This is a genomic window from Ruminococcus sp. NATIVEDY160 (assembly GCF_045819885.1).
Lineage (GTDB): Bacteria > Bacillota > Clostridia > Oscillospirales > Acutalibacteraceae > Ruminococcoides.
Map to the genome: position 1 here is coordinate 350,283 of NZ_CP162391.1, position 16,604 is coordinate 366,886.

General features: G+C 53.0%; 11 protein-coding genes, 1 tRNA gene, 1 rRNA gene and 1 other annotated feature. Of the genes, 6 read left to right on the forward strand and 7 right to left on the reverse strand.

Annotation, left to right across the window (positions count from 1 at the left end; translation table 11 throughout):
- Nucleotides 1-2 precede the first annotated feature (2 nt).
- Both AB1I49_RS01670 and AB1I49_RS01675 read left to right on the forward strand, forming a co-directional pair.
- On the forward strand, nucleotides 3-1,430 hold the full coding sequence (locus tag AB1I49_RS01670; RefSeq protein ID WP_186833854.1) for a glycogen synthase: 1,428 nt from the start codon (nucleotides 3-5) through the stop codon (nucleotides 1,428-1,430).
- 384 nt (nucleotides 1,431-1,814) lie between these two features.
- A complete protein-coding gene (locus AB1I49_RS01675) occupies nucleotides 1,815-2,543 on the forward strand; it encodes a carbohydrate-binding protein (RefSeq protein ID WP_186833855.1) in 729 nt (242 codons plus the stop codon).
- Between the two features lie 49 nt (nucleotides 2,544-2,592).
- Here the strand turns inward: AB1I49_RS01675 and AB1I49_RS01680 are convergent, their stop codons facing one another.
- Nucleotides 2,593-3,441, reverse strand: a complete 849-nt coding sequence (locus AB1I49_RS01680; RefSeq protein ID WP_186833856.1) for a helix-turn-helix transcriptional regulator — start codon at nucleotides 3,439-3,441, stop codon at nucleotides 2,593-2,595.
- 106 nt (nucleotides 3,442-3,547) lie between these two features.
- Entirely contained in the window at nucleotides 3,548-3,970 is a 423-nt protein-coding gene (gene ruvX, locus AB1I49_RS01685; protein ID WP_407721232.1) for a Holliday junction resolvase RuvX, read from the reverse strand.
- Nucleotides 3,971-4,123: 153 nt separating this feature from the next.
- Between ruvX and AB1I49_RS01690 the strand changes: the two genes are divergently transcribed.
- Complete coding sequence (locus AB1I49_RS01690) at nucleotides 4,124-6,445, forward strand: SpoIIE family protein phosphatase (RefSeq protein ID WP_407721233.1); 2,322 nt, start codon at nucleotides 4,124-4,126, stop codon at nucleotides 6,443-6,445.
- A gap of 50 nt (nucleotides 6,446-6,495) precedes the next feature.
- Here the strand turns inward: AB1I49_RS01690 and cysK are convergent, their stop codons facing one another.
- From cysK to AB1I49_RS01705, 3 genes are all read right to left on the reverse strand, one after another.
- Nucleotides 6,496-7,428, reverse strand: coding sequence for a cysteine synthase A (gene cysK / locus AB1I49_RS01695; RefSeq protein WP_186833859.1), 933 nt, complete (start codon nucleotides 7,426-7,428; stop codon nucleotides 6,496-6,498).
- Between the two features lie 120 nt (nucleotides 7,429-7,548).
- Nucleotides 7,549-8,733 (reverse strand): serpin family protein, encoded by a 1,185-nt coding sequence (locus tag AB1I49_RS01700; protein WP_407721234.1) that lies wholly within the window; start codon nucleotides 8,731-8,733, stop codon nucleotides 7,549-7,551.
- Between the two features lie 2 nt (nucleotides 8,734-8,735).
- On the reverse strand, nucleotides 8,736-9,860 hold the full coding sequence (locus AB1I49_RS01705) for an MGDG synthase family glycosyltransferase (RefSeq protein WP_316610385.1): 1,125 nt from the start codon (nucleotides 9,858-9,860) through the stop codon (nucleotides 8,736-8,738).
- 287 nt (nucleotides 9,861-10,147) lie between these two features.
- Here AB1I49_RS01705 and AB1I49_RS01710 point away from each other — a divergent pair, with 287 nt between their 5' ends.
- Nucleotides 10,148-11,806, forward strand: coding sequence for a VanW family protein (locus AB1I49_RS01710; protein ID WP_407721235.1), 1,659 nt, complete (start codon nucleotides 10,148-10,150; stop codon nucleotides 11,804-11,806).
- A gap of 37 nt (nucleotides 11,807-11,843) precedes the next feature.
- Here the strand turns inward: AB1I49_RS01710 and AB1I49_RS01715 are convergent, their stop codons facing one another.
- On the reverse strand, nucleotides 11,844-12,335 hold the full coding sequence (locus tag AB1I49_RS01715; protein ID WP_186833863.1) for a SprT-like domain-containing protein: 492 nt from the start codon (nucleotides 12,333-12,335) through the stop codon (nucleotides 11,844-11,846).
- A gap of 88 nt (nucleotides 12,336-12,423) precedes the next feature.
- On the opposite strand from AB1I49_RS01715, the gene AB1I49_RS01720 reads away from it, so the two are divergent.
- Nucleotides 12,424-12,498 (forward strand) — tRNA-Cys (locus AB1I49_RS01720).
- A gap of 80 nt (nucleotides 12,499-12,578) precedes the next feature.
- Here the strand turns inward: AB1I49_RS01720 and leuA are convergent.
- Complete coding sequence (gene leuA, locus AB1I49_RS01725) at nucleotides 12,579-14,261, reverse strand: 2-isopropylmalate synthase (RefSeq protein ID WP_316610388.1); 1,683 nt, start codon at nucleotides 14,259-14,261, stop codon at nucleotides 12,579-12,581.
- A gap of 59 nt (nucleotides 14,262-14,320) precedes the next feature.
- Nucleotides 14,321-14,551, reverse strand: a binding site (T-box leader).
- A gap of 474 nt (nucleotides 14,552-15,025) precedes the next feature.
- Here leuA and AB1I49_RS01730 point away from each other — a divergent pair.
- Nucleotides 15,026-16,554: ribosomal RNA gene (locus AB1I49_RS01730) — 16S ribosomal RNA — on the forward strand.
- The last annotated feature ends 50 nt before the right edge of the window (nucleotides 16,555-16,604 follow it).

Consider the following 16,604-nt stretch of genomic DNA (forward strand, 5'->3'; position numbering starts at 1 on the left):
CAATGAGAATTTTATACTGTGCATCTGAGGCCAATCCTTTCTGCGGCAGCGGCGGTCTCGCCGACGTAGCGGGCAGCCTTCCGCATACCCTTTGCAGAAAAGGTCAGGATTGCCGCATTGTTGTTCCGCTCTACGGAACCATTCCGCAGGATCTTAAGAACCAGCTGAACTTCATCACCAACTTCACCGTACCCGTTGCGTGGAGACATCAGTACTGCGGACTGTTCTGGGCTCGCTGGAACGACTGCACCTACTATTTCATCGACAATGAGTACTACTTCAAGCGCGGCACTCTCTACGGTCACTATGACGACGCCGAGAGATTTGCATTCTTCTCACGCGCGATCCTCGAGATGCTGCCCTATATCGACTTCCATCCCGATATCATTCACGCCAACGACTGGCAGACCGCTCTCGTACCCGTATACTACTATCTGTTCTATTCGCACAGACCCTGGTATTACAACATCAAGAGCCTCTTCACCATCCACAACATCCAGTATCAGGGTGAGTATGGTTGGGAAGTCAACACCGAGTGCGTAGGTATTCCCGCAAGCGAGTGCAATATCCTCGAGATGAACGGCAAGCTCAACATGATGAAGGGCGCGATCGAGACCTCTACCCGTGTTTCGACCGTTTCGCCGAGCTATGCCGCTGAAATTAAGGATCCCTGGTACAGCTGGGGCCTGCATGACGAGCTCAATCTCCGTCACTACAAGCTCTGCGGTATCAAGAACGGTATCGACCTCGCGAGCTACGATCCCGCCACCGACTATCAGCTCTACTGCAACTACACCAAGGAGGATATGAGCGGCAAGGGCGTCTGCAAGCAGAGACTTCAGGAAAGACTCTGCCTCGAGCAGCGCTGGCAGTCGCCTCTCGTAGGTATGGTTACCCGTCTTGTTGCCCACAAGGGTCTTGACCTCGTCAGAATGGGTCTTGAGGAGCTCATGAACACTGAGGATATGCAGTTTGTTATTCTCGGTTCGGGCGACAAGGAGTACGAGGACTTCTTCAACTATATGCAGGCAAAGTATCCCGGCAGACTCTGCTTCTGCCACGGCTTCGTACCCGAGCTTGCGAGAAAGATCTACTCCGGCGCCGATATCTTCCTGATGCCTTCCGCACAGGAGCCCTGCGGCCTTGCGCAGATGATCGCTCTCCGCTACGGCACGATCCCCGTAGTACGCGAGGTTGGCGGTCTTAAGGACTCCGTATTCGATTCCGCTGACGGCTACGGCAACGGCTTCACCTTCAAGAACTACTACACCGCTGACATGCAGCACGCTGTCCGCCGCGCTCTCTGGGGTATCCAGGACGATCAGGGCTGGCACCAGCTCATGTGGCGCGCGATGATGAGCGACAACAGCTGGGAGCGTTCGGCTCAGGACTACATCAACGTCTACAGCGACACCCTCAACTGGAATTGATTTGTTGCCTGTATCGCGAATAGCGTATTTATATACGTTTTCGTCGGATACGCTGCAAGTTCAAGATAATATTACAAAATCAGAGCATCTCTTTTCAGAACGGAAAGAGATGCTCTTTTTAGATTTATGCAAGCTGTCATGATTAATAAAAAGTTCAGATATATTACAGCATAATGACCAATTGTATGGTAAATATAAACAAAAACTACGTCATATATCAGTACATGATAACCAAGAGGCAGAAATGAAATTAAATTTTTAAATAACTCTTGATTTTTTGTTTTCTATCTGCTAAGATAACTGAGCACTCGGGAAAACAACAAAAACCGTTCTCCCGAATTAAATAAATCCTCATTTTTAAACATTTTACGGAGGGAAACAATTATGACAACTACACGTAAATCAACCAAAGCAGCGGCAATCGTTCTTACACTTACGATGCTCGTCGGTATGTTCTGTATCTTCGGCACAGCCACCACAAGCGCTGCGACCGACAGAGTAAGCCTTTATTCCTCAAGCGTCACCTTCTCCAAGTACGGTTCTTCCAACAGAGAAGTATTCATCAAGACAAACGACAACGCTGCTAACCAGGAAGTATACGTTCACTACTGCTACATGGACAACCAGCCCTGGCAGGACGCCAAAGCTGAGTATGTAACAACTCTTTCCGACGGTTCCAAGATCTGGAAGGCTAACTTCAGCAGCTTCAACACCAAGTATGCTATCAAGTACGTTGCAGACGGTCAGGAAATCTGGGATAACAACAACGGCAAGGATTACACCTACGCTGATGTTTGCGGTACAGCTCCCGTAACTGTTGAGAGAACCGGCTACGCTTACTACAACATTCCCGTAAGAGCGGTTCTCCAGAACTACGCTTACAACAAGAACGTATTTGTAAGATACACCACCGACGGCTGGAAGTCCTTCAAGGATCAGAAGCTCACTTACTCTTCCACCAACGCCAACGGCACCGAGAACTGGACAACCACTGTCTATGACGCTACCAACAGCAACATCGAGTACGCTGTATGCTATCAGGTAAACGGCACAGAGTTCTGGGCTAACAACTTCGGCGCAAACTACGACGGCACATATTACATTCATCGCTGATTTATTACCCTAAAGCGAAAGCCGCAGTCATCGGACTGCGGCTTGTTTTTTATTTCTCTTTTTTGATCAGGGCGCAAATGCAGTAGTAAATCGGAATGGTGAAAAACACGATCCAGCCGAATGCCCAGCCGCCGCAGATTCCGAAATAGCCAAAGATGATGTAAGCGGCAACGGCGAGAACGGGGAAGGCGAAGTGCGAAGGATTTTTCTTGAAAATCGCGTCGATGAGCGAGTAGTAAATCGGAATAGAGAAGAAGCAGATCCAGCTAAGCGCCCAGCCGAAGCAGAGTCCGCTGAAGCCCCATGCGAGGAATGCCGCCAACGCGATTGCCCAGAACGGAAATCTGGTCAGCACCCTGTAGTGCGAGTTCGTCCGGTGAGCGTTTTTAATTTCATCATCGACCATGACGTGACCGTTTTCGTCGGTATAAACGCGGGTTTTGCCTTTTTCGTTAACATTGACTCCGTCCCAGCCGACGTGAACCTTGTCGCCGTGCTTCTCGTAGACGTTCACGCCGTCCTTGAATGAGATATGTACCTTGTCGCCGTCCTTGCTCTCGACGTGGATTCCTTTTTTAAATGAAACCTTGTCGTACTGTGTGTAGTTGGTGTCAGGGTCGGGCTCAAAGCTCCCGGTATTGCTTTCGTCAGTCTGCGGTTCGGGCTGAGGTTCGGGTTCGGGCTCAGCCTGAGTTTTTTTACCCGTCAGCATCTCGTCAAGGCTGACTCCGTAAATCTCCGCGAGGCGGATAAGGTTGTCGGTGTCGGGCGACGCTTCCGCGCGTTCCCATTTGGACACAGCCTGTCTGCTGACTCCGATTTTCTCGGCGAGCTCTTCCTGGCTGAGATTGTTTTCTTTCCTGTATTGCAATAGTCTGTTTGCGGTTTCGATGTTCATAAATCTACCTCCTTCGTTATGGCTAAATTGTATCACGCAACCGCGAAAAACGCCATACATTCCGCTTTACAATCCCGCAACTACGGGTTGCGGAGCGATATTTTCGCTATTTTAAGCCATTTTTACGGCTATCCAGATAATCCTGCAATATAATCGTCGCGGCGACCTCGTCGACGACGTTCTTTCTTTTTTTGCCGCGGGTGTTGGTGGTGTTGAGGAAGTTGTGAGCCGTGACGGTGGTTCCGCGCTCGTCCTGCATGACGGTTTCAATACCCGTCAGCTCTCTGAGAGTTTCGGCGAAGGCTCTCGCGTTCTGAGCGCATTCACCCTCGCTGCCGTCCATGTTCTTCGGCAGACCGACAACTATCAGCTCCGCTTTGACATCTTTAGCCGCCTGAGCTACCTTGTTCGGCAGCGCCTTCTGAGATTTTTCAAATATTACTGTATAGGGCGAGGCCAAAAACTCTGTTTTATCGCATACCGCGATGCCTGTTCTCGCCTTTCCCAAATCAACCGACATGATAATCATAAAGACAAATCCTTTCTTCCGTGTAGTTACATTATAATCCAAATCAGCCGAGGATACAAGAAAAGAAATGAAAAATTCTCATGCAAGCTGTGACAAAACCCATGCGGACAAATTGCTATAATAAAGGCACAAAATCAAAAGGAAGTTGAAAGCATGGAAAGCGCAAAATCGATTCGCCGCCACCGCGCGGCACAGGGTAATATTCTGAAATACGGAGTGCGTCAGGCGTTGTATTTCGGCTGCGGCGTGCTCACCTCGCGCGGCGCTGTCCTCGGAACCCTCGCTCCGTTTGGCGCGTCCTTTGCGGCGGCGGTGCCGGGAGAAGGGCTGATCGCTTCGCTGCTCGGCGCGACGATGGGATATATAATCCTCAGTCCCGCCGACAGCTTCCGCTACATCGCGGTGATGATCGCGATAGGCGGCGCGCGCTGGCTTTTCAGCGACCTCGGACGGGTCACAAGGAGCCGCCTGTTTGCACCTCTCGCTGCGTTCATTCCGATTTTCGCGACAGGGATCGCTCTCCTGTTCAGCAGCGGCAGCACGCTCTCTGAATTTACGGGCTGTTTGCTCGAGGCACTCCTCGCGGCAGCGGCGGCGTACTTCATGTCGGTATCCGTCCGTCTGGTAGGTGACAGGCGTTCGATCACCGCCTGCACGGGGCAGGAGACCGCCTGCCTTGTGATGACGGGCTGCGTGCTGATCCTCTCGCTCGGAGGTTTGGCGGTTGAGGGCGTTTCTCTCGGCAGGATAATCGCGGTCGTCGCGGTGCTGCTCTGCGCGCGCTACGGCGGCGTACAGGGCGGCGCGGTCAGCGGAGTCGCCACGGGTGCGGTGTTCAGTCTGGCAGATTTTCAGCAGGGCTTTCTCTGCGGCGCGTTCGCGTTCGGCGGACTGATGGCGGGGCTGTTTTCGGGCTTGCGAAAGGTCGGCTGCGCGGCTGTGTTCACCGTTACGAGCGTGATGATGAGCCTTGCCTTCGGCAGCGGCACGATTCCCGTGTCGGTAATGCTCGAGTGCGCGGTCGGCGCGGCGGTTTTCCTCTTTATCCCGAAGGACGTCGGGAACTTCATCACCCCGATATTTGTCCGTGAGCCGTCTGCAGCACTGGGCGATACGGTGAAGAAGAACGTAATCATGCGGCTCGATTCCGCGGCGCGCGCGATAAAGAACGTCAAGGGCGACGTCGAGAACGTGTCCAAGCGGCTGGGCGAGATGTACTCCCCGAGCTTTGAGAACGTCTGCGAAAACGTGGCGGCTGACGTATGCTCGGGCTGCGGTCTGAGAATGTACTGCTACGAGCATGAGGGCGGCGTAACGCGCGACGACTTCTTCCGCCTTGAGGAGATCCTATGCGAAAAGGGCAGGCTCGACGAAAACGACGTGGCGAACGGATTTGTCAAGAGCTGCTGCAAGAAGGGCGAGATCGCGGATTCCATGAGCAGCCACTACCGCCTTCTTGTCGCGGGCAGGGAAGCCGAGAGGAGAATCGCGGAGATCCGCGGCGCGGTCGCTGGTCAGTTCGCGGGCGTGAGCGATATCCTCGGCGACCTCAGCCGTGAGTTTGAGAGCGCACTGCGCTGCGACGCCGAAGCCGAGGACAGGATAACCGAGGCTCTCGCTTCTCTCGGCGCGATTCCCGAGAGGGTGGTGTGCCTGATTTCGGACAACGGTAGAATGCGCGTTGAGCTTACCCTCAGCGGCAAGGGTGAGGGTATCCGCGAGGGACAGCTCAGGCGCGAGGTTTCAAAATCCTGCGGCAGGCGGTTCGACCTGCCCACCCTGACCGAGAGCGGCGGCGTTATCCGCGCGGCGATGTGCGAGCTGCCCATGTACGACGTTGAGATCGGCTCCGACCAGCACATCGCTCAGGGCGGAAAGCTCTGCGGCGACTGCATCGACTACTTCAACGACGGAATGGGCAGGACATACGCCCTCGTCTGCGACGGAATGGGAACGGGCGGCAGAGCGGCGGTTGACGGAAACATGGCGGTGTCCACAATGGGCAGGCTGCTCCGCGCGGGACTGTGCGCCGACAGCGCGCTGCAGATCGTCAACTCAGCGCTGATGATAAAGAGCGAGGACGAGAGCTTGTCAACCGTAGACCTTGCTTCGGTTGACCTGTACAGCGGCGAGCTTACGCTCAAAAAGGCAGGAGCAGCGATGACGTTTATCCGCCGCGGCGGCAGGGTGATAACGCGCGAAATGCCGTCGCTGCCCGCGGGAATACTGAACAACATCAAATTTTCAACTGACACACTTAATCTTTCGGCAGGAGATATGGTAGTTATGGTTTCGGACGGCGTAGTTACAGGCGACGAAAAATGGCTCGAGCGGCTGATACGTACCTGGCACAAGGGCAGCGCTCAGGAGCTTGCGCAGGCGGTTGTTGAGGAGGCGATACGCCGCCGCGCGGAAATCAGGGACGACGACATCACCGCCGTCGCCATGAGAGTCGTGGAAAACGAGGACAGATAATAAAAAAAGGGTCGGCGTGTTGCCGACCCTTCGCTGTGTCAGATATTAACTTATTCCTCAAAGAGGGGAGTGGAGAAATACCTCTCGGCGGTGTCGGGAAGTACGGTGACCACCGTCTTGCCGCGTCCGAGCTTCTTTGCGAGCTTGAGAGCCGCCGCGACATTCGTGCCGCCCGAGATACCGCACATCAGACCTTCCTCGCGCGCGAGACGCTTTGCGGTGTTGAGCGCTTCCTCGTCGGTGACGACGTAGATCTTGTCGTAGATATCGCGGTTGAGTATCTGCGGGATAATGCCGTCGCCGATGCCCATCTGCAGATGAGTTCCGATCGTGCCGCCCGCGAGAATAGCCGCGTTCTCGGGTTCGACAACCCAGATTTCAATATCGGGATTGTTCTCTCTGAGCACCTCGCCGATACCCGTGATCGTACCGCCGGTGCCGATGCCGGAGCAGAAGCCGTCGATTTTGCGGTCGCCGCAGTCTTTGAGAATCTCGAGCGCGGTGTAGTTCTTGTGCGCCATGACGTTGTTATAGTTCTCGAACTGCTGGGGGACAAAGACGTTCGGGTTCTTCGCCTTGAGCTTGAGGGCGGTTTGCAGGCATTCCTCGATGCACGCGCCGATGTCGCCCGCGTCGTGGATCAGCTTGACCTCCGCGCCGTAGTGGCGGATAAGCTTGCGGCGTTCCTCGCTGACGGAGTCGGGCATGACGATAATCGTGCGGTAGCCCTTGATAGCGCCGACGAGAGCGAGTCCGATGCCCTGATTGCCGCTTGTCGGCTCGACGATAATCGTGTTTTCGTTAATCAGCCCGTCCTTCTCCGCCTGCTCGATCATGTTGAGCGCGGTGCGGGTCTTGATTGAACCGCCCACATTGAGCGCCTCGAATTTGACGAGGATATCGGCGCTGTCCTTGTCGCACATTCTGTTGAGCTTGACAAGCGGAGTGCCGCCGACTGCCTCTAAAATGTTGTTGTAAATCATCTAATCACACCTGAATAATCATAGTCCTGTATATTATACACCCTTACGGCGGAAAAGTAAAGCGCATTGACGTTTTACGGCAAAAAAACCGACGGCAGAAGCGCCGTCGGATATGAGCAATTATTCTACTGTAGAAATATAAACAGGAATGTCGGTTTCATTGTCGACGAGCATGAAGATAAACGGCTTGTCAAATACCCAAGCGCCGTCCGGTTTCTCGCCCTCGGCTGAGTCGGCTGTCGCAGCCGAACCGATTCCGCTGCTGCCGACGGATAGTGACGGCGCGGCGCAGACGAACTTGTTCAGCGTCAGCTCGCCGCCGTGGGTCAGACTGCCGAAGTCGCTGTTCTCACCGAACAGGGTGTACAAGCCTATTTTTTGTAGAACGGGCGAGAGGTTGGCTGACTGCGCTTCGGTTCGGAAGGACGAAATTACCGCCGCCTGCCGTTTTGTGAAGTCGATGCTTTCGAGCAGCTTTGAGTATTCAACGCTGTCGAAGCTCTTTACATACGTTTCGAAGTCGCCCTCGGGCATGATGAACAGCGCCCTGAGCGGATTGTTCGCTGTGTATTTGACGATTCCGCGCGCGGTTTTGGTCTGCATTGAGACCTCTTCACAGCTGAGCGACTGATTGAGCCACGTGTCGCTGAGCGACAGCTCTGAGTAAGACGCCATGCTATCCTCGCCCGAAAGGGTCATTTTAACTCCGACGCGGTCTTTGAGCTTGTCCGCGCCTTTTGAGAAGTCATAGCGGATAATGTCGTCGCCGTAAAAGTCCGCGTTTGTCTGCAAAAACGCGCTGCGAACGTCGGTTTTGTCGTTGATGAAGAGCGCGCCGTCCATGCTGAGCGTTTTTTCGGCGTCTTTCTTGCCGCTTTCCTGAGAGAGTGCGATTTTGCCGACATTTTCCATGCGGCTCTTGAAGTATGAGCAGCAGGTGTTGTACGTGTCGAGGTCGAGCTCGACGCCGAGTGCGAGCAGAATCTCGGTGCGGCTGTCACCCTTTGCGCCGTTCGCGAGAAGTCCGAGCTGAACCGCGCTGCTTGCAGGTGCCAAGGATATCGCCTTGCCGTTGTAAGCGTTGCGGAAGAGCTTGAGCGAAAAGCCCGTGACGGTGTTCGTAAAGCTGTTGTATGCCAACGGAGCCTCGCGGCAGCCGTCGGCGTAGTTGAAGGTCGCGGCGGTATCCTTGCTGCGCTTAACGTCGTCCGAGAGTATCTCGCTTCCCGAAAAGCCCGTTGAGGCAGCGCAGGCGGTCAGGCTGACGCAGACCGCCGCCGCGATGATTGATTTCAGTTTTTTCATTGTTATTGACCGCCGTAGAGTTTTTTAGCGAGGTTAAAGATATCCTCCGCCGCGTTCGGAAGGGCAAGACGGCGGCAGCTCTCCTTCATGGAATTGAGCTTTTCGGGGGAACGGAGAAGCTCGAGTATCTCGTCGGCGCCGTTTTTCTTGTCAACGAGGAAGGCGGCGTTCTGCTTGAGGAGAAAATCTACGTTGTCGGCTTCCTGACCGGGGAAAGCGCTGTAGATTGCCATAGGCAGATTGCACGCGATGCTCTCGGTAACGGTAAGTCCGCCGGGCTTCGTGACGATGAGGTCGGCGATGTGCATGTAGTCCTCTACGTTGTCGACGAAGTAGAGCAGCTTGGTGTTCTTTGATGTGCCGAGCTCCTGAATTTTCTTGTCTAGGTGATCAAAGAGGCGGATATTTCTGCCCGTGATGACGACGATCTGGATTTTGTCACTCTTCTTGGCGAGCTGCTCATAGAAGTCGAGTACGCCCGTAACGCCAAAGGAGCCTGCCATCATGAGAACTATCGGAAGGTTCGGGTTGAGTCTTTCGCGGTGGCAGATCTCCTCCTTGGTTTCGCTGACGGAGAAGCGGTCGAAGGTCGGGATGCCCAGCGGGAAAATCTTGCTCTCGGGCACATCGTATTCCTCGCACAGCTTACGCTTCATTTGGGGCTCCGCGAGAACAAAGGCGTCGATATTCGGCGATATGTAGGTGCGGTGAGAGTCGTAGTCGGTGATCAGGCTGATGACCTTGGCGCGGATCTTGCCCTTGCCCTTGAGGCGCGAAACCATGTTTGTGATAAAGGCATGGCAGATGATGATTATGTCGGGGTTGTACTTCTCGATAACCTCGAGCAGCTTTGTCGCCATGATCTCGTTTGACTTTACGACAGCCTTCGCGATAGGCTTGCTCTCGTCGGTCAGGCGGTAGAGCTTGCCGTATACAGACGGAGTTTTTGTCGCCATAATGTGGTAGCCCTTGCAGACGGTCTTGTCATAGAACTTGCCGATCGCCTTCATGCCGTCAACAACGTTAACCTCTGTTTCGGGGCTGAGTGTGTTGATTTTTGCCTCAATGGCAGCCGCGGCGCGCTTGTGACCGCCGCCTGTTGATGCGGTGAAAATTAAAATATTCATATCCAATCCTCTGTGTCAATACACGTTATTACTCTGACATTTCAGGGTTTTTTAAGCTATAAATGTACATAATACTATTATACTTTTTATAATCAAATATTTCAACAGATAATTTAAAATATCTGACTAATTTTAATATTATACAAAAAAAGAATTAAATAGTGCGATTAAATTTCTTTATTTACCAATTTATTTTTGGATAATTTTATTGTAGAATAATAATGTATCAGAATAGTAGGTTACTATACCATAACATATATAACGGCATTGTGATTCAGGGGTGAATTATGAGCAAAAAAAACAATAATCCTAATGCTGAATACCTGGTTATCGGAAACGACGGATTGATGGATATTTCCTCGGGTACGCCGGTTGCCGCAGAGGGTTATCAGGACGGCTTTGCTTCGGGTAACGGCGGCGATTTTAATCCGAACGGCAAAAAGAAGAAAATAATAATTATTTCCGCGGTCGCGGCGGCGGTCGTAGTGGCTCTCGGAGCGGCGGGAATAATGCTTTATCAGATGAACAAGGAGCCCGAAACAAACGAGGCGGGCGAGTTTCTCTTCCCCGAAAACACGGTTATTTCGGGAGTGGATATATCAAACAGAACCGTTGAGCTTGCAAAGAAGCTGCTGGAGAGAAATGAGGACAAGTTCATCACTCCGATCACCTTTGACATCAACATCAACGGCAAGGACTTTCAGCTCAAGGAAGCTGATTTTACCTATACCTACAATATTGACGACGTTCTCGCGCAGGTGAAGAACGACGCCGAGAACAATCAGCTCGCAACGGGCGAGAGCAAGAGCGGAGCCTACACGATCACGGCGACCGTAACCGACGACTCCATCACAAAAAATGTCAGCAAGCTCTGCGAGGAGAATGACTGCGAGCCCAAAAACGCCTATGTCACAGAGTTCCGTCCCTACGAGGAGAACAGATTTTCCTTTGCGGAGGCGGTTGACGGTCTGAAGGTCAACGCCAAGGATCTCAGCACAAAAATCAAGGACGGCTTTACAAAGGGCAACAGCGTCAGCAAAATCACAGCGGACGCCGAGATCAAAAAGGCAGCGGTCAACGCCGACGCGCTTGACGACAAGCTCGTCAAGCTCGGCAGCTACGAGACCTATTCCACCAACACCGAGAACGGCACCTCCAACATGAAGGTCGCGCTCGCGGCGTGCAACGGCTCCGTGATCGAGTCGGGCGACGAATGGTCGTTCAACAACTGCACGGGCGACTCCAACCTCGAGTCCAACGGCTACAAGTCCGCGCATGTTATCTCCGAGGGCAAGATAATCGACGGCATCGGCGGCGGTATCTGCCAGGCGAGCTCGACGATCTACAACGCGGCTATCCGCGCGAATATGGAGGTTGAGGAGCGTCACAACCACCAGTGGGCTTCATCATACGTTCCCACAGGCCTTGACGCGACGATCGACTATCCCAACCTCGACCTCGTACTGAGCAATCCCACAGATTTCCAGATGTTCCTCGAGTGCAGAGTAGAAGGCAATACACTCTACGCTTCCGTCTGGGGCGTAAAGTCCGACAGCTGGGACGAGATCCACACCCGCAACGAGGTTTCGGACAAGGGCAGCAAGACCTACACCGTCAGAGCATGGCGCATTTATCTCAAGGACGGCAAGGAGGTCGACAGCGAGGAGCTGTTTAAGTCCACCTACGACCTTGATTACGGCGTTGTGTTCATCGAGGCTGACAACGATACCAGCCTCGGCAGTTCGGGTAACGAGAGCAGCAACAGCGACAACAATAACAGCCAGTCCTCCTCGGGCGGTGGCGGCGGTTCGCAGTCGTCAAGCTCCCAGAGCAGCGAAAGCATTCCCGTTGTTGAAACTGATCCGCCCTCGAGCGACGATTCCTCAAGTGAGGATATTCCGTCCATTCCCTCGGGCGACGAGTATGAATCACCCGACGGCAACTGATAATAAAACAGGGTTCGGCAAACAAATGCCGAACCCTTTACTTTATCCTTATGAGCTTGCCCTTGCACTTTCCGCAGCGGTAGCGCTCGGGGTGTGAAATCAGCGGCGACAGCTTCTGTCTGCCATACTCATTTCCGCAGCTCTCGCAGCGCACAAGGTAATTCGCCTTTGGCAGCAGCTCCTCGGGAATCTCTCTGTCCTCGATAGCCGCGGCTCGTCTGATGTTTCGTCCGCAGGCGGCGTTGACCCTGTCCGCATAAGCCTTCCAGCGTCCCGTGTGCTTCATGCAGCCGTAACAGGTGTGGAGCAGCTCGTGGAACAGAGTGTCGCGCAGGCTGTCCTCGGGAGTGCGCTCGTCGAGCAGCAGGTGAGAGATCTCGATTTCGTACTGATTTCCCTTTTTGCGGCACAGCCCGAGCCGCGAGGTCGCGCGCGTGTTCACGGAGAAGCGGATATTTTTGGCGTATCGGATTCCCAGACCGTCAAGAGCTGCCGTGCATTCGGCGGCAAATTTCATTAAATCACGCATATTTTTCCTTTCACGGCATATGATGTATAGGATTTTGAAAAAATTCCTTGACACAGCCCGCGATTGATGATATAATACTATTTGTTACGGCGACATAGCCAAGTGGTAAGGCACGAGTCTGCAAAACTCTGATGCGGCGGTTCAAATCCGCCTGTCGCCTCCAGATGTGAGCGTTTCCTTTTGGGAGCGCTCTTTTTGTTTTAATAATTTTCACCCCGCTCGTGAGTGAGCGGGGTGTTATTATTATTCATTTGCTTCGGCTCTGTTGATAGCGTTGAGAACGCCGAGCACGGAGGCTACGTTGACGTTTGCGTCGATACCGATACCGAAGATATTTCTTCCGTCGGGCTTTCTGAGCTCGATGTAGGAAACCGCCTTCGAGTCGGAGCCCTGCGAGATAGCGTGCTGACTGTAGGAGATGAACTCGTACTTGTCGATGCCCACTGACTTCAGCGCGTTGAAGAACGCGTCGATCGGGCCGTTGCCGGTACCCTGGAGCTTGATCTCGCTGCCGTCGTCGATTTTCATTCTGCCCTTGAAGTGGACGTAGTCCTTGCCGTACTCGCTCTCCTCGTAGATCTTTCTTCTGGTGAGGGTGTACTTCATCGGGTGCTCGAGGTAGTTCTGCTCGAATACCTCAAACAGCTCCTTCGGGATAAGCTCGCGCTCGAGAGCCTCGCACTTTGCCTGAACCAGCTTCGAGAATTCGGGGTGCATGCGCTTGGGCAGGTCGTAGCCAAAGTTGTTGCTCATGACGAACGCCGCGCCGCCCTTGCCGGACTGTGAGTTGATGCGGATGATCGGCTCGTACTCTCTGCCAACGTCCGCGGGATCGATCGGCAGGTAGGGGATTTCCCAGTAATCGGTGCCGCTTTCCTTCATGTACTGATAGCCCTTGTTGATAGCATCCTGGTGCGAGCCCGAGAACGCGGTGAATACCAGCTCGCCGATGTAGGGCTGACGCGGGTCGACGGTCATGTTGGTGCAGCGCTCGTAGATGTCGCGCAGCTTGGGCAGATTCGAGAAGTCGAGCTTGGGGTCAACGCCCTGAGTGAACATATTCAGACCCATGGTAACGATGTCCATGTTGCCGGTTCTCTCGCCGTTGCCGAAGAGCGTACCCTCGACGCGCTCGGCGCCTGCCAAAAGAGCAAGCTCGCCTGCCGCGACGCCGCAGCCTCTGTCGTTGTGGGGGTGAACGCTGATGATAGCCGCCTCTCTGTTCTTGAGGTGGCGGATAAAGTATTCGATCTGGTCGGCGTAGGTGTTCGGGGTGCACATCTCAACGGTGTTCGGCAGGTTGAGGATAACGGGATTCTCCTTTGTTGAGCCGAGCTCCTCCATAACGCGGTCACAGATAGCGACGGCGTTGTCAGGTTCTGTTCCGCTGAAGCTCTCGGGAGAATACTCAAAGCGGATATTTGTGTCGCCGGTGTACTCGTCGGTCAGCTTCTTGATCAGCTTCGCACCCTCAACCGCGATATCGATAACGCCCTGCATGTCTGTCTTGAAAACGACCTTGCGCTGCAGGGTCGAGGTGGAGTTGTAGAAGTGGACGATAACGTTCTTCGCACCCTTAATCGCCTCAAAGGTCTTGCGGATCAGGTGCTCGCGCGCCTGAACGAGAACCTGGATCGTTACGTCATCGGGAATGTGGTTGTTCTCGATCAGCTCGCGGCAGATTTCGTACTCTGTCTCGGAAGCGCTCGGAAAACCGATCTCGATTTCCTTGAAGCCCATGTCAACGAGAGCGTGGAAGAACTCGAGCTTTTCCTTGAGCGTCATCGGGTCAACGAGAGCCTGGTTGCCGTCGCGCAGGTCGACGCTGCACCATACGGGCGCGCGGTCGATCACATTGTTCGGCCATGTTCTGTCCGGAATGTCGATTTGCTTAAATGGAATGTACTTCTGAAAAGACGGTTTCATGATAATAACCTCCAAATATTTTCGCAACAAAAAAGCCCCTAAAAACAGCTATGGCTGTATTAAGGGACGATAAAAATCGTGGTACCACCCAAATTCAGATATACGTTACCGCATATCCCTTACAGACCTCCAACAAGGCCGCGACTGATAACGCAGTCAGGCGTCGCGCGCTAAGTGTCACGCGCGAAACTCGGGGATGAGCTATACATATAAGCTTTTGCACTGCCTCGCACCAAACGGCAGCTCTCTGAGCCATACGGCTTATATCTTATTCCCGTCACAGTTTTTCAGGGGTTTCAGTTGTCGTTGTTTCTATTATATATATATAGTGGAGAATTGTCAAGTAATAATTTTTTGAAAAAACCTATTGACAAACGGCGGTAAATGCGATATAATTACATAACGCGCCAAACAAGGAGCGGCAAAATCAAATATCTCCCGCGGACACAGCACCGCTAAAGAAATTTAGAAAAAAATTTCAAAAAAGTGTTGACAAAGCGGAAGAAATGGTGTATAATAGCTCTTGCACTGTTGAGGTGCGGCGGTCGCGAAAGCGATGGTGAAAACACCTCAAAAGGCGCATAGGACCTTGAAAATTGAACAACGAAAAGTAAGAAAACCCGTAATGTTCTTTGAGTAATTACTCAAGAAATTACAGTGAGTACACACTAAAAAGTACAGTAGATTCACGAATACGCAAGCGTATACTGAATCGAGATTAAAAGCTCTAAGCTTGATTTTAACACTCAGGTGTTGAGATACAAATTTTAGAGAGTTTGATCCTGGCTCAGGACGAACGCTGGCGGCGTGCCTAACACATGCAAGTCGAACGGAACTATTTTGACTGATTCCTTCGGGATGAAGAATTTTTAGTTTAGTGGCGGACGGGTGAGTAACGCGTGAGTAACCTGCCTCTGAGAGGGGAATAACGTTCTGAAAAGAACGCTAATACCGCATAACACATATTTGCCGCATGACAGATATGTCAAAGATTTTATCGCTCGGAGATGGACTCGCGTCCGATTAGTTAGTTGGTGAGGTAACGGCTCACCAAGACCGCGATCGGTAGCCGGACTGAGAGGTTGAACGGCCACATTGGGACTGAGACACGGCCCAGACTCCTACGGGAGGCAGCAGTGGGGGATATTGCGCAATGGGGGCAACCCTGACGCAGCAACGCCGCGTGAAGGATGAAGGTTTTCGGATTGTAAACTTCTTTTATCAGGGACGAACTCTGACGGTACCTGATGAATAAGCTCCGGCTAACTACGTGCCAGCAGCCGCGGTAATACGTAGGGAGCAAGCGTTGTCCGGATTTACTGGGTGTAAAGGGTGCGTAGGCGGCTTTTTAAGTCAGATGTGAAATCTATGGGCTCAACCCATAAACTGCATTTGAAACTAGAGAGCTTGAGTGAAGTAGAGGCAGGCGGAATTCCCTGTGTAGCGGTGAAATGCGTAGAGATAGGGAGGAACACCAGTGGCGAAGGCGGCCTGCTGGGCTTTAACTGACGCTGAGGCACGAAAGCGTGGGTAGCAAACAGGATTAGATACCCTGGTAGTCCACGCTGTAAACGATGATTACTAGGTGTGGGGGGACTGACCCCTTCCGTGCCGGAGTTAACACAATAAGTAATCCACCTGGGGAGTACGGCCGCAAGGTTGAAACTCAAAGGAATTGACGGGGGCCCGCACAAGCAGTGGAGTATGTGGTTTAATTCGAAGCAACGCGAAGAACCTTACCAGGTCTTGACATCCAACTAACGAGATAGAGATATGTCAGGTGCCCTTCGGGGAAAGTTGAGACAGGTGGTGCATGGTTGTCGTCAGCTCGTGTCGTGAGATGTTGGGTTAAGTCCCGCAACGAGCGCAACCCTTGCTATTAGTTGCTACGCAAGAGCACTCTAATAGGACTGCCGTTGACAAAACGGAGGAAGGTGGGGACGACGTCAAATCATCATGCCCCTTATGACCTGGGCTACACACGTACTACAATGGCCATCAACAGAGGGAAGCAAAACAGCGATGTGGAGCAAACCCCTAAAAATGGTCTCAGTTCAGATTGCAGGCTGCAACCCGCCTGCATGAAGTCGGAATTGCTAGTAATCGCGGATCAGCATGCCGCGGTGAATACGTTCCCGGGCCTTGTACACACCGCCCGTCACACCATGGGAGCCGGTAATACCCGAAGTCAGTAGTCTAACGCAAGAGGACGCTGCCGAAGGTAGGATTGGCGACTGGGGTGAAGTCGTAACAAGGTAGCCGTATCGGAAGGTGCGGCTGGATCACCTCCTTTCTATGGAGACCTGACTGAATGAAATAAATCAGTCTAACATCCAAGGTCAG

Excerpts from the sequence above, each read along its gene's own strand:
- AB1I49_RS01705 (WP_316610385.1), bottom strand. The coding sequence starts at position 9,860 with ATGAATATTTTAATTTTCACCGCATCAACAGGCGGCGGTCACAAGCGC.
- ruvX (WP_407721232.1), bottom strand. The coding sequence starts at position 3,970 with ATGATTATCATGTCGGTTGATTTGGGAAAGGCGAGAACAGGCATCGCG.
- AB1I49_RS01675 (WP_186833855.1), top strand. The coding sequence starts at position 1,815 with ATGACAACTACACGTAAATCAACCAAAGCAGCGGCAATCGTTCTTACA.
- AB1I49_RS01715 (WP_186833863.1), bottom strand. The coding sequence starts at position 12,335 with ATGCGTGATTTAATGAAATTTGCCGCCGAATGCACGGCAGCTCTTGAC.
- AB1I49_RS01670 (WP_186833854.1), top strand. The coding sequence starts at position 3 with ATGAGAATTTTATACTGTGCATCTGAGGCCAATCCTTTCTGCGGCAGC.
- leuA (WP_316610388.1), bottom strand. The coding sequence starts at position 14,261 with ATGAAACCGTCTTTTCAGAAGTACATTCCATTTAAGCAAATCGACATT.
- AB1I49_RS01700 (WP_407721234.1), bottom strand. The coding sequence starts at position 8,733 with ATGAAAAAACTGAAATCAATCATCGCGGCGGCGGTCTGCGTCAGCCTG.
- AB1I49_RS01690 (WP_407721233.1), top strand. The coding sequence starts at position 4,124 with ATGGAAAGCGCAAAATCGATTCGCCGCCACCGCGCGGCACAGGGTAAT.
- AB1I49_RS01710 (WP_407721235.1), top strand. The coding sequence starts at position 10,148 with ATGAGCAAAAAAAACAATAATCCTAATGCTGAATACCTGGTTATCGGA.
- cysK (WP_186833859.1), bottom strand. The coding sequence starts at position 7,428 with ATGATTTACAACAACATTTTAGAGGCAGTCGGCGGCACTCCGCTTGTC.
- AB1I49_RS01680 (WP_186833856.1), bottom strand. The coding sequence starts at position 3,441 with ATGAACATCGAAACCGCAAACAGACTATTGCAATACAGGAAAGAAAAC.